Here is a 17,153-nt window from a genome sequence, read left to right as displayed (position 1 = left end):
TAACTCCCATAAACATTCACACTTAACTCAGTGCCGCACAACCGCAAGCCAAGACAGACAACCTTACTCCGAAGGCTCGCTCGTTACGCTTTTCACCAGTGCGATAGCACGGCGAACAACATCCACAGTGGCTTGCATATCTAACTGGCCGTTGTGATCTGCCTGACGGTAGTCTTCGCTATCGAGAGTGGCGACAACCATTGAGTGCCCGTGGCCAAATCGAGGGGGCTTCTTGGTTCTAAGGCCAAATGTTTCAGAGTGCGTCACGATCTTATGATGCCAATGACGCCGCAGCGCCGCTCTTTTTAGGGCCTCTGGTACGTCAATACGAAAGCGCAGCTCTTGGTTATCAACGAGCTGAATATGCAAAATATCCTCAAAGCCGCACCAAAATCCTAAAAAACCACCTGACTGGTTGGGCACATAGCCCCAGTTACCTTCGCCAAGCTGCTCCTTGAGTGCTTTGTAGAATCCTATCCAGGCGTACCCATCCCATTCCCCGAATGGCCGTGCCCGATAAGCTTCTACCCGTGTGTCCCAATGCTGAAGCCACGCTAAATAATCATGAAAAATAGCGTTACTTGTCCCAGATCCTGCTTCAAGCACAGCTAACACATCACGTCGCGAGAACGGCTGAAACCCATTGCGATAAATCGCTTTGTAGCAGCTCTGATCACCCGTTTTGAAGTATAACGCCAAGATATTCTCAGGCTGGTAACCCCTGCCCTGAATATCGGTAAGGTACTTAGCCAGCTGGTTGGAGTGCGCCTCCGTATGCGTTTTATCCTCAATGACGATGGCGTAGTTACCATCAAGCACGCACAACACATCAATATGCTTACTCTGGCGCGTTACACTAACCTCGGTAAACTGCGGCAACGGTTTGCTATGCTTTGCGAAAAAAGCAGCGATCAGCTCTCTCGCACACGCATGGAGCTGGGGGTCTGCTGACGCATACTGGGTATCTGCCCATGCCAATAACCATGCGATGAAGGCATCCTGCGATAGCTCTGTTGTGGCAAACGAAAATAGGTTGGGTTTTTCGAGCATGGTTGGTTCAACGGTTGTCATGTTATTACTGGAGATTAGTGAATCATTGTTGACGCATAAGTAACCCAATATTGCACTAAAGAGAATAATTAGCTCGGCGCAATATATTGTGCGCTAGGAGTTCACAACGCCTCATAGTAATGACGGATCATCTGCGCCATTAGCTTGCGACGCGCCGCGAGAAAATCTCGGTAGTTGTAAGCAGTGACGGTGTCCAGAAAGTCCGGGATAGCGTTCTCTCTCAGGTTAGCTTGAAGGTCTGCCTGATGAGTGATTTCACCTAACGTTAGCTCACCGGTGTCACATTGTGCCTTCACCTTGGCCATATAGGTTTGCGGGGGATAGTCTTTAATAGCGATATTGATGGGTGTTTCCGTCAGCGCAAAGTTGGCTACTTGGTTGTAGTCACCCTGTTTTGGGAAGCCATTCTTAATCAAATAATTCTTAGGAACAATATGATGCATATCACCATGCCCTTCGATCATCTGAGCAACATTTATCGACTTCGACAAAAACCCGCGGACACCCTTGCTAACTAGCGCTGCTAAGTAAATTTGGAACGCTGGACTACGCTTGCTAGGTGATACCAGTTCCTGCAACAAGGCCACTTTCCAGAAGCCATCGCCAAGCTCTGATTCTTCCAGAATGCGCAGGTAGCCATCAGCGCCGTGTTCGCTAATCCGGCGCAGGTCGGTTTCCCAGGTTGATTCGAAACTACCCACCGCACGGCCGGTGAGTAGTGTCATCACGAACCAACGTTTGACGATACGCGCCCGCTCGCCCTCGCTCAGCTGGTCGTCGTTGCGCAGCCGCAAATACAGCGCGTAGGCGAAGTTCAGTGCGTTCTTCGAGCCAATCATGCTAGCGTCGATAAAGCCCGCCGACTTAATCATCATCACAAAGCGTTCAAGGTGAGTCTTGCGCACCAATTGATCCAGCGCGTCGGAAAACCGCGCATAAGCAGCGGGGATGCGGCTTTCGTCAATCTTGCGAGTTTCTGGATCGAGACCGGAAAGCTCGCTGACAATCGCTCCGGCCTTGCCACGGCTGAAGCCCACCAGCCCTGCAATGCGGATCACATCGGTGTATTCTGGTTGAAACAACTCATCTGACTGGCGCTTGAGCCACTGGATCTTGTCCAAGTGTGGCGAGGCGGCAAATTCTTCATCGTTAGCGCGGATGTCGTCGAAGGCGTGACCGGACACAGTGAGATGGCAAAAATAATCAATCAGCTTACGCAGGTTGCGCCCTTCATCGCCATAGGTGGCGATCTTGCTCATGACGAAGTCGGCGCTGGAAAGTGGAACGCCCTTGGCGTTGATACGCACAAATATCTCAGCGACCGTTTCCACATCCAAATCATCGTTAAGAGAGATCACACCGACCTGGGCGTGTTCAATACCTGCGAGCTTCGCTACCGCAGCCTCGACCTGCCCCTCATCGACACCGGGGTTCTTGTCAAAATAGTGACGTAGAAAGGTCAGCTGGCTAGTGCCCGAGAAAAACTCGCTAATATCGTGAATCCACTGGCTGCTATTACTGATTGCCGGGGTGCGTGTAGCAAACTCCTCGTTCAACGGGTTGAACGCGATGGCAATGCGCTTTTTCTGGTAGCGCTTGCCCACCACCGGCTGCCCCGCCACCGCTGCACGCAGTGCTGTTACCCGCTGCTGGCCGTCAATCAAAATCTGTTGATGAGCCGCCACGTCGCCGCCTTTCAGCTTGGCGCCTACTGACTGCCAAGTGATCAGGTAGCCCACCGGATAGCCGTTATATAAAGAATCCATCAGGTCGCGTACCTGGGATGTTTTCCACACGAATGGCCGTTGCAGCTCCGGGATGGCAATCTTGTCGCTGCGCACATCCGCCAAAACTTGGCTTACTGCGGTCTGTTTTACTTCGTATTTGGCCATGCCTGATCCTTGTTGCGCTTGTATTGTTGCCGGATAGCTTTATCCATGTCACCTAGCGCGCATAAAGCTTTCAAAACGACTTGATCTTAGATGCGTGTGATTTTTTTCCGGATCTTGACGCTAGCCATCTTTAGAGTGGAGACTGATAGCTCTCCAGCCATACTTATTTTTCGCTTTATCAAAAGCGGCTACTGCAACGCCCTTCGCTTGGCAGTTATCTGTTTGTGTAGATGCCAGAGATGCATGAACAAATATATCGCCATTCACAAAGCCAAACCCTCTATCGGTAACGCTTAGTGTGCCGTCAAATAAACGAATATCAGGGGATTCAAAATGGTCGCCAATGTTCACTGACACTACCTCGGGTTTATCTGAGGATAAATCGCAGAGCACCTCAAGGGGCGTGCCTGGCTCGGGAAAATTACGCTTGGGAAAAACGCCTTTTCTCGCAGAAAGTGTCATATCACGGGATACGTAAATATTCGCGCCTTTTAAAGAGGCATGGACATTTCGCAGAATGCCGGCATAACGCTGTGGCTTGGCAATAGTGTATTGCTCAGCGCCTGTCGATAAGCTACGAGTAATTGCATCAAAGTCACTGTAATCAACTGAGGCATCGAACCAGGGGGATGAGGTCAACTCCAAGATATTATCCCGGGGCGTCCATCCATTCTGGCTGTATATCTCCAACAGCTTACTCAGTGCCTTAGATGCGTTCTCGTTCTCTCCGATCTCATGGAATCGCTCGGCGATCTGAACCAGGCCCTGGATACTGAATTTCGGGTCATGGGCAGAAGATAATCCATTTGCCAGAAGTTTGATTGCAACATAAGGCTCATCTTCATAAGTCTTCGCTAGGCCAAACCAGGCCCATGACTCATTGCGCTTACGTTGAAGAACTGTCAGATATGCGTCTCTCGCCCTTTGCAGTTCATCGGCCTGCAAATAGACTTTGGCCTTGTCGTACGCTAGCCAGACCTTTCCTGCAGGCGAATCGTCCGCGACCTCTTCAGCATATTTGAGAAACGCTACGATCCGAGGCGCTGACAATGTGCTTCCTTCACTGTTAAGCAGGTAGCATGCAGCAACCATTCTAGCCAGCTTCTGAACGGTGCTGGGTGATTCGCCTTTGTCGGTAACAAAGGGCTTATGGTCGTCAGCATTAAATAGCTTACTCCCAGACATCAATATAAAGGAGCAAATAGGTTCACAAAACTTTCCGATCTTGTTGAAAAGATTCCATAACCTGAAATCAATGTTATCGCTCGGCAGGGTAAGCTCCAAGTCAGATATGCGTGACGCCCACAGATCGATCGCCTGTTGTTCAGATGGTCGTGGAGTATTGTTTTCACGTGATTTGATAGGCTCTGCTTTCAATTTTAGTGCCGCATAGATCACCCAGAATAGCGATGTTTTCAAAAATTCATTGTTCTTATCTTGCTGTAACACCTGATAGCCAGCCTGCCAGGCTCCCTCTAAATTATTGTTTGATTTGAGCTCCCTGATATCGTCAAAGATACTCATGCTAGGGCCTCCATAGCATTGGTAAAGCGAGTGATCGCTTTTTCTGAAGTTGCTCGGCTAATTCGTATGGAGCTAACCATACCTCGTTTATCTGCATTGATATGTACATCTACAGCGTCTTCGCCTCCTACAAATACCAGTTGAAGGAGATAAGCACTTTCGCTGGCATGAGCAAGGCTGAAACCATGAAGCGTCAGTTTTTCTAAAACTGCATCAAAGGCGTCTTGCAGAGCAGGACTTTGGGCTTTAAATGGCTCAACAATCAGCTTATCAATGATTGTTTGATCTTCTGGATTACCACAGATGAAGACCTTTGTGGTGATAGTTTTCTTCTTGTCGTAGTGAAGGCGTACGGCGACATTAGCTTGCTGATCGCGCTCAATGAATTTAACTACCACCTGAAATGGATACTCGTTCCACTCTCCAATGCGCCATGCTGATTTCTCCAGGCGCTCGCGCAAAGCCAGCAGCAGTGGCAATAACTCGATATCGCTAAATCCTGGGGGTGGAACAATAAATGCTTCTTGCTCTTTCGGCTGCCGAGCAGAGTCGTAGAACAGTCCTGCATTGACGGCAAACGGCCCTACTCGGAGATCATGGGCTCGGCTAACAGTGGCGTAAATCAAGGGTGTGAGCGCAGGCATCTGTCGAACGACCAGCTGTTCTTCAGCGATGGTAGAGGCAGTGTATAGCCAACGAAAATAGTCAGCATTGTTAGGTTTCCCACCCGAAGAGCTGCGGGATGCGTTCACCCACACACAGGGCCAATGTCGCCCCTGAGCTCTATGCAGCGTCATGACATGCGCAGGGCGAATCAGAGCAGCAGTCGCGTAACCCTGGGCTTGGAGAACCTTGTATTCGTAACGGTCATAGCTTGCACGGGCTTCCGCGTAGGCCGGATCTTTCTTATCTGGCAGCCTTGCCTTCTGTTCAGCTAGCAATGGTTTGGCAAGCTGACGGGCCAGTACCTGTAATGCAAGCACTTGGTCTGTGGTCAGCTCAGGACGCTCTGCTTCGTAGAAATCTATCAGATAACGGAACGTTACCTCACCGACACCGGGTAAACGACAGTGAGCAAGCTGGAAGCGCAGGTCGGTAGGCTTGCTTCTTCCGCGTAACTGCACACTATGTGTTTCAATACCCTCATCGACACCATCAATAAGCGCTATTTCACCAGCACTTATCCAGCGCAGTTCAGAGCTCGCCCAAGTTTCAGAATCAGCAGCAATGATCGGTGTACGGTTGTAGAAATCGACCCGATCCCTGATACCCAGTCGTAATGGACTTGTGTGGCCCAAAATTCTGGTTTTAACAGCAGCGTTGATTTTACGGCTTTGTTCATGAGTAGCACAAAGCAGTATGGATTCCGCGCACACATTACTGACATCTGGCTCCCAGTTAGCCTTGTTGCCCTCATGCTGGATCTGCAATCGCTTTCCGACAACACGGGGCAGAGAGTTGAACCGGGTGTTGATCACGCGGCTGACTAAGTGGGATTGAAACTGACTCAACGCATCTTGCGGATCAGGCACAACCTGTTCAGACAATAGCTCCCCCACTACAGACAACTGCCGATATTCCAACAAGCTATCACTCATCAGGCTACGTTGCTGCGAGCCACGCGGAGTCTGGTATGGGTCGCCGATGACCACAAATGGGGCTTTATACGACTCTATTACTGACAGAAAATCCTGAATCAAATGACCAGAACCATAACGCCTGTCGGTTGTGCTGAATTCTTCGTCACTCAGCAGGTGTGCATCAACAAGAACAGGAATCTGGCGTGGCGACAATAAGCCTTGTTTTATTTTGTGAACACCGATTTTGCGGTCATTTATGATCTCAAAATTATCTGGTTCACGGCTATATAGCCAAGTATATATGGATGTGGGTTGTGCCTGCGGATGATGATAAGTACCGGATAACCGCGCACTGGGAGTAAGAAGCAGCACTTCGTATCCAGCAGCGCCAATTTCCTCTACTACGTGGGGAAATAGAAAGCGCTTCCCCGTTGAAGCCATGCCAGCTAAACGGAATAAACCGGTCGCATTCTGTAACCAGTGACGTAACTGCTGTAGGAGCACGCTTTGTTTATGTGTGAAAGCAGCGTTTGTGCTCGTATTTTCCAGCCTTTCACCCAATAGTCTCACGTCGGGTACGCCAGCTGGTTCATAGTGCTCAATACCCAGCTGCTTGATCATTCGCTCGATACCTGTCGGAGGAAGCGAAATTTCCTTGCTAACGATGGCGTCCAGATCTCTCACAAGCTGACGTTCATCAGTGATATGAAACCAAGGTTTGATGCCACCGGGTAGGTGGCCTGCATCAAACTCTACCGCTCCCTCAAAAACGACCAATGCTGCAGTATGCCGCCAGTTACAAGCGGTATTGAGATCAGCCATGTTGCGACTAAGAAAGTCGATCAGGGCATGTTTATTGATCGTAAGCTGGCGTAGTGGGTTAACGCTGGCACCGCCTTTAACTTCCACGCTATGGCCGGACTCATTAGTCATCACCCATGGCCCGCTTTCAGAAAACGCCAGGGTTCCACTGAACGCCTTGAAATCAATAATGATCAGCGCGTTGGGCTTTATGACCAGCGCATCTAGTTCCCGGCCACCAACGTAAAAATTGGCTAACAAGCGCCAATCTTGATTGGTGGACAGACAATGCATGCTAAGAGCATCGTACAGTCGGTCGAATGCCTTGTTTTCATGTGTGTGATCAAATTGTCTCCCGCGATATGCCTTCAATGCCATCCTTGCAATTCCTTAATTTTCGGCAAAGGTATTATTAGCCTGCCTTTTCGCCCGTCACGGTCTTCACTTCCGCCAACAAACCCCCAAACTTCCCGTAATTCACCTTCACGCCGTCATCCAGATCCAGCGAGATGCGTTGGTCGGCGTAGTGGTGGAGCTTATCGTCGAAGGTGTTGATTTCAGCTTGTTGTTTATAAAGCTTGCTTAGCTCTTTCTCAATCGCTTTCGCTTCGGCGGCGGAAGTGCTGGCCTCTTTGTCTTGCTCTAGCTTTTCCACGTAGCTGGCGAGCTTGGTAGTGAGCGGAATGAAGTAGTCGGTGCGCATCTCCGCCAGGGTGCTTTCGTTGTAGCGGCGAAAGGTATCCAACAGCCAGTCCTCCTCGAACGCGAGTTCAGCGCGAGGGAAGTAGAGCAGCATCGGCGCCTCTAGCTCATCCAGCTCCAGGCGCGTTTTTACGCCCAGGGTCGACTACCGCGCCATATTGAGTATCTGCACACTGTTGAGTGACAGTTCGGGCAGTGCATCGGCAAATGGCCCGGGGCGTCGTACCAGAATACAATCCGATGCATGTCAGTGAAGAAGGCGTACTGAAGCCCCTACTGGAGTTGGTCGCGCTGCATCTAGTCTCCTTGCCGATTGAACACAGTAAAGTTACTTACCGCCGACATCACGGAAGCAGGTATGAAAAACTCCATGAGGCAGCTCTTCATGATTCATAGGCGTCCTGGATTTCATACCTGAGGGCTTTGACCTCATTTAACAGTGATGTGATTTCTTCAGATAGCTCCGTACTATTTTCGGCCTGACTTCTAATTTCGCCTAAAGATTTATCGATTTCACTGATCGGTTCTAAAAAAGCAGAGGCAATAAAGGTTAAAACCTGTTCATCAAACACATCTTTTGTACTTTTTGCATACTCACGAAACCCTTTCCGAATATCACGCCTAATTTGCAAGATTTTTTTCTCATGCTCAGCTTTCTGATAATCATCAAGGATTTGCATACCAACACCTACGACTGCCATTGCTGGGCCAAGAAACTTTGCTCCTTTGCCGATCTTATCGGCAATTTTCACGGCTTCCCATGGACCAAACTTATAGTTGAACAGCTTCCCAACGCCTTTTACTATGTCGTGAAGTTGGCTACCCGAGACTCCCCCTAAACCAGACTTACCAGATGCACTTATTGCACTCTTAGAAACAACAGAGAACCCTTTTTCTGCTGAAGTTAAAAGGCCTTTTGTAAGCGCATTGCTTAGCACTAATGGGTCATTACTTGAAAAACCACTTAAATCACTTTCGCCTGACCTTAGGTCAAACTCTTTAGCTTCTCTTAGAGCCTCCATAACTTTGATGGCAGCTGGTGTTGTAGTAAGATCTGCTAGCTCTTTTTCCAAGTCTTCAACGATTTCAATAGAAACTTCTTTAATGCTTTCCATTGCAGAATCTGTAAGTTTTTCACACTCATATATTGCTTGATCTTGAGTTTTTTGAAATTCGTCAGAGTCATTACCAATGGAGTCAGCAAGTTGATTGCCATTTTCTATAACGCGAACATCAAAATCGTCAAGGATTGCCCGTACTTTCTTTTGATAATCACGCTTATTGTTGTTGAAAATTCGCTTATATTGACTCAAAACACTAACAACACCTCTACTCAAAGGGTTGTCAATAGTCAAGCTGTCAACTCTATCTTGCAATTTATTTTGATATGTTTGAAGTGGCGTGGTAAGTCTTGAATAAATTCCTTTTCTAGCAACAAAGCTATCAATTTCTTTAATAAATCCATCACGATTTGAGATCGCTATTAGCTCTTTGCGTTCTTCTTCATCCTCTTCATCTAAAGCATCAAAGTAGGACTCTGCATCCGTAAAAACAATAGGAAAATCTTCTGGTATTTTTGGTTCTAAAACCTTCGTTATTCCAGAAATCTTTGTTGCTTTGTTGGCCGCATCGCTTTCAAATTTGTTAATGATTATCATCAACTCATTAGCTCGACCTTTTTCGAAACAAAGGTTCCGGAAAGAAGCGCCCACGACATCATCAAAAAGCTCATTGGTGATTACATAAGCAATGAGATCTGCTCTATCAATTGCATCAAGTGCTTTTACATCGTGGTCTTCACATTGCCCTGCTAAAATACCTGGTGTATCCCAGATTGATAGAGAGTTGTATCTGTACTCTGCAACAGAGTCGGTTGTTACACCTGCGCCAATTTTTACACTGTCATTGCTCGTTAGCATCTTTATTAAAGAAGACTTTCCTGCGCTATACTGCCCCGCAAATACTATGCTAAGACGCGAGGAACCCTTATCTAAGGTCGATAGATCCCCGTTACCATCGACACTTCCTAACAATTTGACTACACGACCGCCAAGTTCATCAACTTTATTTGTGAATATGCTATAAAAAATATCCGTCATTTTCTTACTCCAGGTTAATCGCTAATAATATTAATTTGGCATGAACAAAGGGCAGCAACCATTTTTATTCTTCTATGGTCTTTTCCAATAACCTTGCCCACGTTATCTTTCTTTACACGGATTTCAACAGATTTCTCATCGAAAACACTAACTTCTTCAACAAGACCGCGGTATAAGTGTAAAATCTTACTTTTTATATCTTTATCATATACTACTCGTACATTTTCTCTCATTGTCAAGCCCAATGACCGCAAAAGCGATGAGTCCCTAAAATAACCATCAACGATGAAATAGCACGCATAGCCAGGGACTCTGACTATTTTTTTCACTCTGGGAATTTTAAAGTGCTCGCCAGTTATGATAAATGCAACCTTATGCAATAGTCTTATATTTATCTCTTGAGCCACATTATTTATTTTCTCCTCTTTTTCTTCAAGATTTTTAGAGATCTCTTTTATAGAGCCACATAACACAAGTAAATTGTTTTTAGCTGGACTAACTAACTCTTTTTTTATTTCTTTTTCAAACCACATCATGAGACTTTTTTTTGTTTTAGACTTACTTTTCTCAACCTCTTCAAGAAGGCTCTTTCTCTGCTTTGACTTTGCTTCCTTAAGTTTTTTGTCACGACCATCAGAAAAAAATGAAAAAATACTAAACACAACAACAATGCCTAAAGCAGCCCAACCCACTGGATTCCAAGAGTTAAAAAAAGCAACAGAACTTACAACTGAGGTTATAGCAGCACCCCACCCATTTATTCTTCTATAATCAGCTTCGTTAAAACTTCCGCCCTTATGTGAAATCTCAAACGATAGAGTAACATCTAAACTCTCCTTCATTTCTTTTTTAAATTCATTAATCTCGACTACAACTTCCTCCACGACATCTTTAGTTGCCTGCTCAACTTTATTAGGTATATCGAACCTCTTACAATGCATCTCCCATTGCGTATTTGCATTTTTGCTTTCGATATGATCATCCACAAAATCAGCAATTGAATTAACAAGGGGCTTGAAAGCAGAGTCAACTTCCTGAGCCAAGCGTTTGGGTAAGTCACGCTCTACCTTAGACTGCCATTGAGACACCCTACCTAAACTTGATTCGTACTGCTCAAGCAATTTATCAAGTCTATCACGCTGACTGAGCAGAATAATTCTCTGTGTATCAATATGATGAAGAGTAGAATCTAGAAAAGTTTGCACGCGTCTTACAGGGCCGCTAACTTCCACTTCTTTCTGGAGTTTCTTTAACAGCAAATCGATGTTACTTAGTTCATGCAGTTGCCTAGACTCTTCTCCCTGCATCTTATTAGCGAGGAAGGCTGATTGAGCATGAATGGCAACTACACTTATATTATTTGGATTCATTCCAGCTCGACTAGCCAAATCTTTTAATCTTTCAACATGACCATTTATAACGTCTTCTTTATAGATATATTTAGCTGGATTTTTAAGCGCTCTACGCCGATTGCCTTCACTCTCTAAATCCTTCTTCATATTCATAACAAATATGAGAGGCTTGTTTAAATTATAAACATGCTCAAGCTCAGTGAAAGTAGTATCTTGGATACTGTCACTATTTAGCAAAAACAATACAACATCCGATAGCTCCAATATCTCCCTTGCTATCTCAGTATCTTCTTTTCCGTCATAGGCCCCAAAACCTGGGGTGTCAATAATGCGTAAATTATTCCATTCGTATTCTTTTACATCACGTGTTGTTCTCTGCGCACCCTTACCTATCGTACTTCCATCACCATGAGTGATTGCTTCTCGTATAGTGCTCTTGCCTGACATGGTTTTCCCAAACAACATGACATTAAAAAAACCCAACCTTTTTTTCTGGTTTTTCAGGCTGTAATTGCGCTTTTCTTCTAATGCTTCGTATTCCTTATCCAGGTCATCCTTGATACTCTGAAGGCCAACTCTAAGCTCGCTAGTTGTGGCTAAAGAACCGCTTGCATAATCAACAACTCGCTTAAGGTCTATGCTCAAATCATTTATTGCCGTGTCACAACGACTGAGAAATTCTTGAGATGCCTTGTATTCGCTGCTCGCCATCGTTCGGCAACTATGTAGTGACTCTAGATATTTTTGATACGCTGTCACTGTAAAACCTCTTCTCTCATGGTCTTCAATGCCTGAATAATCAAGTTATAAGGTTCTAGATAAAAGAAGATGAGCTATGCATCTTTACCAACCACCACCTTCACTTCCGCCAACAAATCCCCGAACTTCCCATAATTCACCTTCACACCATCATCCAGATCCAGCGAGATACGTTGGTCGGCATAGTGACGCAGCTTCTCGTCGAAGGTGTTGAGTTCTGCTTGCTGTTTGTAGAGCTTGCTTAATTCTTTTTCGATGCGTTTCGTCTCGGCGGCGGAGGTGCTGGCGTCTTTGTCTTGTTCTAGCTTTTCCACGTAGCTGGCGAGCTTGGTGGTGAGCGGGATGACGTAGTCGGTGCGCATCTCGGCGAGGGTGCTTTCGTTGTAGCGGTGCAGGTAGACTAGGCACTCGAAGGCTTTCTGCTTGCCGGAGGAAAACAGCCAGTAGATGGGGCGTTTCTTGTAGGTGCGCAGGTGGTCTTTGAAGAATTGTGTGCTGAGGTAGCGGCGGATGGTTTCCAGCGCAGCTTCGCCTTTCTTCGGCTTGATGGCGTGCAGGCAGAGGCTTTCGGCGACGAATTCGAGGTTTTCTTGCAGAGCGCTGCGGCCATTTGGTAAAGAGTCGTCGCCCCATACAGTGCGCACGAAGTCGCGGAAACGGTTGGTGGCATCGTCGGGAAACCACTCCTGATCAGTGAGCGGAATGATGGCGTTACCATCCGGGGCGAAGCTGGGCTCGGGGATCTGGGCAAGGTAATCGCAGACGGTTTCGCCCTGGCTGGCAAGGATTAGTCCGGGCTTATCCAGCGAGTAGCGGCCCATCATGCAGCCGATGGCATAACTGAGCAGCTCTTTCAAGGTATCGCACTGGAGCAAAGTTTCCAGCTCTTCCTCGCTGCGATTCCCGCCATACCGATAGTGCGGGTTGCAAGAAAGAGAAATTTCTTCTGGAGGGACTTCTGACGTTAGCTCGTCTTGCAATTCATATGATTCGATAAAATCGTGATTGTTTTCTTCCTCAAGCTTTTGCATCTCTAAAGTTGTTTCGTGCCATTCAGCACGTAAAGTTCCGTAAGCAGTCTCAATTGAGGCCAATTGACAGCCTCCTTGTCTAAGGAGAGGCAGGAAGGTAAAGCTCCATGAATTCTCATATGCTTCCCAATCCGCTTTAGAAATTGTGATTAATCTTTTGACGATTTCATTTTTCAAAATACTTAGCTTTGATGGATGAGGAAGCCTTTTAAAGTCACCGATTTGAAAATGAAATGATGTATTAATAACCTTACTGCTTTTCTCGACAAACTTTGTATTGCAGTACCCTAATATTTTATATAGTTCAGAATTTGATGAAAATGTTGCCGCGTGCCCGGAGACATCGTAAATACAGCCACTAGGCATGTATCGCATGGAAAGATAACCACTGGTCAGATCAGTCCAGGTAACAGCCTCTTTAAAATAGTTGATTGCGCCAGGCAATGAGTATGACTGACCTGACTCCTTTCGATATTCTCGAATCAGCTTACCATGGTCGTAATAATTAACAATATGTTCAATATTTCCAAACCATCTTCTAAATGAACCACCTTTATTATAAGGAACCCATTTTCTTTCTAAAAAATCGCTTTCCTTAGTAGCATTTAAATCAATGCCAGACAAAGAGACTTCATACCAATATCTCATAAAAATCGCGTTATTACATGTAAACAACCCAACTGCTGCATTAATATTCTTTTGAAGACCAATGCTTTGTTCATCAAAAACATTAGCAATTTTTCCACTAAGCCAATAAGCCACCGGACTCCCCGGAATCTTCTTGAAATCATCCGGCTTGGCGTCATAGCACCAGCCGCAGTCGCGATTCTGAATGGCTTCGAGGAGTGCGCCCTTTTTCTCGGCTTCAAATTTCCCGTCCACCAGCCGCAGGTAGGCACCCTGATAATCCGGCTTGGCGATTTTCTCCATCACAAAGGCGGTGGCCGAGACGACTTCGCCGCTAATGCTGTCAAAGGCTCTGCCACCCAGGTGCGCCATAGTGATAATGGTGGTGTTATCCAGCAGCCATTCACGCAGTTTTTCGTAGCTGGAAAGGAACATCCACGCCTGCATATTGATCTGGGCGTTGTAACCCTGCGGTGCTAGTAGGCTAAAGGCGTGCTCCATAAAAATCGCGAACAAATCTGACTTACTGCTTGGGTAGGCTTTTTTGGCGTAATCCTTCAGCGCCTTGTTCATGCCTTTACTGCCCATATAGGGCGGGTTCGCCACCACCGCATCATAGCGCTGCGCCAACACCCAAGCCTGCTGCACAATGGGTAACAACCGCTGGGCGGCGGCTTTCTGCATCATATCGCCGCTATTGGTGAGTTCGCTCAGTTCCTCCAGCAGATCTTTCAGCGGTGCTTCCCATTCATTGGGTACTTCAATCAGCGAGCCGAAGGTTTTGGCTTCTTGAAAGCGCTCAATCAAGTCGGCCATCAGCTTGTAAGTGCGGTCGTTGCTGGAAAGGTTCTGCTGTTCGCTTTCAAAAAGGCTTTGAGATTGGCCCTGGTGCCAGTCGCCGGTGAGGTTGAGATCGCGCCATAGGGTATTGGCATCCAGGTGTTGGCTGCTTTGCATGGCCAACACGTTCAGGCGCACCTTGTTATCAACCAAGCGGGTTAAAATGCGGCGGTCGTCTTCGCGGGCTTTCATCAACAGCGCAAAGCCCGCCAGCTGGGCGGCGCGGTCGTCGATATCCAGGCCGAACAGGTTGTTTTCCAGAATCAGCTGGGGGATGTCGCGGGTACGGTAGCCGCGCTCTTCGTAGATCGCCTTCAACACGTTGTAGGCTTCCACCAGAATGTGGCCGGAGCCACAGGCGGGGTCGAGCACCTTGATGCTTTCAGGGTCGAGGCTGGCCGGGGTGATGGCGTCCAACTGAGCCTGCACCTCAGGTTCCTGATCGGCGGGCTCGATGTAGTACGGCATCTCGGCCTTGAGCGTTGATGCAGGGTAGGTTTGCAGCCACTGGCGGCCTACCGAATTCTGCACCAGGTATTGCACAATCCAGTTGGGGGTGAACAGCTGAGTGGCGGCGGGGATGTCTTCGCTTTTCACCACCTTGCCGATCACTTGGTCTTTTTTCTCGCTGATGTAGAACTGGTAGAGCCAACCAATCACTTCGACATCCTGCCAGTCGGCTTCAGGAATGGCTTCGACCAGCTCGCGGATGAGCGAGTCGGTTTTGGTCAGGTTGTTGGGCAGCAGCAGTTCGCTGGCGTCGTCCAGCGGTTCGAACAGGAACGGCATGGCCTCATGCAGGGCGTGGCACTGGGCCAGCAGCAGCTCGCGGTAGAGGGTTTCATCCTGGGTGCCATCAAGTTTGAGTTCCCGCACACGGGCGGTGTCCAGCCCTGGTAGGTCTACCTCTAAGCATTCCTCCAGAATCTGGAACTGCCCGGCTTCGCCCCCTGCCCCACTCAGCACACGGCGGCCGTGGTCCAGGTAGCCGTGAATCTCCATATAGCGAATGGCGCACAGGCGGTTGAACCAGCTATAGGCGGCCTGCTCTATCGCTTGGGTAAAGCCATCGCGCTGCACCCACGCGGCCAGCGCTTCCCGTGCGCCTTTCAAGTGGGCGGGCACGGTGTGCGTTTGGCCATCCTGGGCGGTCATCACCAACACGTCGCCCTTTTGCTCCAAGGGGGCAATCACCGCACCGCCATTGCCATCTGGGCTATTTTCATCCGGGCTAATGCCCACACGGGCCGCCTGGCGCGTCATGGTGTCGATAAAGCGGGCGCGGGCTTTGGGTGCGTATTTTTTGATGTTGGCGGTGTTCATGGTGAATCCTTAAAAGTGTCTTGCAAAAAGCGCTGGCCTTGAGGGGTTAAGCGGTATTGTTGAAGGCGGCTATTGGGCTTTTCGGGCAGCGTCATTTCGATCAGCTGCTGCTGGCGTAAATTGCCTACTTGTTTATTGAGCTCACCGGAAACGCCCTTGTGACCCAGCTCACGCGCCATGGCAGCTTTCCCCAGCGGCTCCTGCTGCAGTATCAACAGCACTCTGGCTGCCAGCGCTGACTCTAGCCGTGACTCTAGCCGTGACTCTAGCCGTGACTCTGACTGCACTGACTCAGCCTGGGTCACTGAAGCTGACTGCTGGATAGAAACCGGCGTTGCCAGCCGAATACTCAAACGCACGCGATTGGCAATTTCTTCAATATGCGGTTCAGGCAGCCCTTGGACTTGGGCTTCCGAGAAAATACGCTTCACGCCGCTGCCCCACTGCTCTATCAGCCCAAGCTCACGAAACACACGGGCAATCACTGGGTTGCGAATCATGGAGACGCCGCGTTTCATGTCTTCAATGGTCATGCCGGGCATCAGTAGTCCTGGGCTTTCAATCTCGATCCGGTCGTCATAAAACGCAATGCGTATGGGGCTGCCGCGTTGGGAGTAGTCGCTGTGTACCAAGGCGTTAATAATCGCTTCACGCAAGATGGTCAGTGGAATGCTCCACACATCGCGGCGGCGCATGGAACCAAACTCTGCCTGCTTAAAGGCATGTTTTTTAAGAAACAGCTCGATGTCATCTACCGCTTGGGGTAGCGGCGCGTGAATATCTGTCTGGTCGAAAATCTCGACCTTATCGTTACCGCGAAAACGCCCGCACTGAATCCAGGCATCTTCAAAGTGCCATTGGCGCTCGCGGCCAAACAGTAAAATTCCGCCCACGCTGGGTACTAGACGACCTTGATACGAGACAAGTAGCCGTAATGTTCGTAACTTGTTGTCATCAAGCGGTTGTTCGCTGCGAAAGGCTTGCTGTATGGCGTTTTGGTCAAGGTCGTCACGGCTCAGCTCGGGCATGGCCTGAACGTCAAACGTAGTGCCGCTCGCTTGACGCTGCATCTCATGGATGAGCGCCAACCCCGCCTGCCGATTACTAGAACCGAGCCGCACCAGCACGCCGTTTTCTTCGCCAAGCGCTTTGAAAAAGTGGGGGCGAGCACTACTCAAAAACACCTCAATACACACCAGGGTATGTTCACCCACGCTAACCAGTTCAATATTGGGCAGTAGCCGAGGGTGAATGGCATCCGCGATCATGCTGGTAAGGCGCTCTTCCATATCCAGCGGATCATCCACGCCTAGCACCGTGCCGTCGTCGTCAACACCAATAATCAGTTGGCCACCTGCAGTGTTGGCAAAAGCGACCAAGGTTTTCATCAGGGGCTTGGGCGATGACAGGTCGCGCTTGAACTCAAGCTGCTTACCTTCTGGCTCGCTTAGGCGCTGTTCAATGGTCGCGGTGGACATAGGTGCCTCGTTGACTTTTCATGTTTCTTTCCGCTTCTTTGTCCCGCGTCCTAGAACACGGGACAGCAGTGTGT

The 17,153-nt window shown here is 48.3% G+C and carries 9 protein-coding genes; all 9 read right to left on the bottom strand.

Annotated elements, in window-relative coordinates:
• Window positions 1-63 precede the first annotated feature (63 nt).
• Entirely contained in the window at window positions 64-1,071 is a 1,008-nt protein-coding gene (locus tag BB497_11580; GenBank protein AVI63289.1) for a hypothetical protein, read from the bottom strand.
• A gap of 101 nt (window positions 1,072-1,172) precedes the next feature.
• Window positions 1,173-2,963 carry a hypothetical protein gene (locus BB497_11575; GenBank protein ID AVI63288.1) on the bottom strand — a complete coding sequence of 597 codons (1,791 nt, stop codon included), beginning with the start codon at window positions 2,961-2,963 and terminating at the stop codon, window positions 1,173-1,175.
• A 120-nt stretch (window positions 2,964-3,083) separates the two neighbouring features.
• Window positions 3,084-4,487, bottom strand: coding sequence for a hypothetical protein (locus BB497_11570; GenBank protein AVI63287.1), 1,404 nt, complete (start codon window positions 4,485-4,487; stop codon window positions 3,084-3,086).
• On the bottom strand, window positions 4,484-7,246 hold the full coding sequence (locus BB497_11565; protein AVI63286.1) for a hypothetical protein: 2,763 nt from the start codon (window positions 7,244-7,246) through the stop codon (window positions 4,484-4,486). Before BB497_11565 ends, BB497_11570 begins: the two co-directional genes overlap by 4 nt.
• Window positions 7,247-7,280: 34 nt before the next feature.
• Window positions 7,281-7,664 carry a hypothetical protein gene (locus tag BB497_11560; protein ID AVI63285.1) on the bottom strand — a complete coding sequence of 128 codons (384 nt, stop codon included), beginning with the start codon at window positions 7,662-7,664 and terminating at the stop codon, window positions 7,281-7,283.
• 289 nt (window positions 7,665-7,953) lie between these two features.
• On the bottom strand, window positions 7,954-9,669 hold the full coding sequence (locus BB497_11555) for a GTP-binding protein (GenBank protein ID AVI63284.1): 1,716 nt from the start codon (window positions 9,667-9,669) through the stop codon (window positions 7,954-7,956).
• Window positions 9,670-9,683: 14 nt separating this feature from the next.
• Window positions 9,684-11,732, bottom strand: a complete 2,049-nt coding sequence (locus BB497_11550) for a hypothetical protein (protein AVI63283.1) — start codon at window positions 11,730-11,732, stop codon at window positions 9,684-9,686.
• Window positions 11,733-11,854: 122 nt separating this feature from the next.
• Window positions 11,855-15,601 (bottom strand): type II restriction endonuclease, encoded by a 3,747-nt coding sequence (locus tag BB497_11545; GenBank protein ID AVI63282.1) that lies wholly within the window; start codon window positions 15,599-15,601, stop codon window positions 11,855-11,857.
• Window positions 15,598-17,079 (bottom strand): AAA family ATPase, encoded by a 1,482-nt coding sequence (locus BB497_11540; protein AVI63281.1) that lies wholly within the window; start codon window positions 17,077-17,079, stop codon window positions 15,598-15,600. The genes BB497_11545 and BB497_11540 overlap by 4 nt, the downstream gene beginning before the upstream one ends.
• Window positions 17,080-17,153 lie beyond the last annotated feature (74 nt).

It is taken from the genome of Halomonas sp. GFAJ-1 (genome assembly GCA_002966495.1).
Taxonomy (GTDB): Bacteria; Pseudomonadota; Gammaproteobacteria; order Pseudomonadales; family Halomonadaceae; genus Vreelandella.
This window is presented reverse-complemented; position numbering and strand designations above follow the sequence as displayed.